Consider the following 1847-nt stretch of genomic DNA (forward strand, 5'->3'; position numbering starts at 1 on the left):
AAGCTGATCAATGATTTCAAAGATCAGACACAAAGCCAATTTGCTGGAATCCAAGGCGCACAATCACGCTTTGAGCAGACCACAGAAAAAGCCATCTCTGACCTGACCAATGTCACAAATGGCAAGGCAGATCGCTCTTATGTTGAGCAGACAGTGGCAGGAGTCAAAGAAGAGTTCACAACTCTAAAAGTTGGTTCAAGGAACTACGCTGAAGACTATGATTTCACTCGTGGTCTGTGGTTTTTTGCTCATGGAGATTCAAGTGATTCAACTGGTACAGCAGAAAATGGAGTCTATACTATTTCAGGTAGTACAAACACTTGGAAGCAAGCACAGTTATTCTCTAGCACTGCACCAAGCTGGGCAACATCAAAAACAACTGCTCTAGACTATCTAGAAAAAGGCGAGCCTTACACACTTTCTTTTTATGCTAAAAGAAACAGTGGATCAGGTACAGTTTGGGCTTCTTTGCGTGAGAACCGTAAATCTGGAGACAATCCAGAAAGAATCTATGCTCAATTTCAATTGACTGATGAATGGAAAATGTTCAAAGTTTCTGTTCCAGCTTTAGAAAAAAGCGATGAGTTTGATTTTTGGCGCATCATTATCGGATATAGTGAAGCAGGTTCGATTTCGTTTAAAAAGGTAGAGCTAACACAAAGCACTACCAGAACAGACGCAGGACCTGCTCCAGAAGATCAGGAAGCCATTATCACAAATGCTTCAGCATCTTTTGAACGTACAGCACAAGGTCTCAAAACTCAAATAACAGCACTTGAACAATACACAGGAGAAAGTGGAATCCTTGAAACAAGGTTGAAGCGATACACAGAAGAGCAGACAAGCAACACCCTGAAGACTATTCGTGAGAATCTATCTGAGAATTATATTTCCAAGAATAAGTACACAGAAGACTCTGAGGGAATCACAAGAAGAATTGAAGCTCTAGGAAGTCAGATTGACCAAGAAAACCTTGTGAAATTAGCTGATAGCTTAACTGAATATACAGCGCCCAACAATGGGTCAACCAGAATTGCATCAGTAGAGAACGGGACTTTCAAAATGAAAGTGTCTGGATCTCCTGCAAATTCCTATACATGGGCAGGCCCCACATTCCCATTGTATATCAACAAAATGACTCAAGGGGAATACTACTCATTAGGTTTTGAATATCAAGTGAGAAGTGATGTTGAATGTGATAAAGGCATAGCAGTGACGCTTAAACGACATTCAAACAATAAGCAAGTATTCGGGAAGAGTTTTGCAGAAAAAACAACTTCAAAAGATACATGGTTGAAAGCTGAGTTCACATTCCTGGCAACTGATTTTGAATTTGACTCATCCGGAAGTTTCCCTCTATACTTCTACGCAGTCAACAATGCACACTTTTGGATTCGTAAGCCAATTTTAGTCAAAGGGCCTAAAGTTCCAGCATACAAACCAAACAGCTTGGATACAATCAACTCACGAATTGAGAGCAAACTTGCTGAATACAAGCAGACTGTTGATGGTCAATTCTCAACATTCTCAACTGAGTTTGGGAATAATCTGAGATATGCCACAGAAGGGTTAAACAATAAACTTGCAACCCAGGAACAGGCACTTACTAACAAGATTGAAGAGCAAGCACACTCAACAGATGTCAAACTGGCAACTCAAGCAGATGAGACAAACAAGAAATTATCTAGTCAAAATTCTGTCCTCAATGACAAGTTAGATGATTTCAAGGACAGAATCAACGGGCGCTTTGCGAATTATCAGCAAACAGTTGATGGGCAAGTGGCAACGATCATCAGCCAATTTGATGGAGTTTTGAAAAAAACAGACATCAACATCACAGATGGTCA

1 protein-coding gene is annotated in these 1847 nt (G+C 40.3%); it reads left to right on the forward strand.

What is annotated here, in order from left to right:
- Positions 1 to 1847, forward strand: a 1847-nt coding sequence (locus HMPREF2904_RS06665; RefSeq protein WP_176744613.1) for a carbohydrate binding domain-containing protein, incomplete at both ends; no start/stop codon positions are given.

The sequence above is a fragment of the Streptococcus sp. HMSC072G04 genome, from assembly GCF_001813295.1.
GTDB lineage: Bacteria > Bacillota > Bacilli > Lactobacillales > Streptococcaceae > Streptococcus.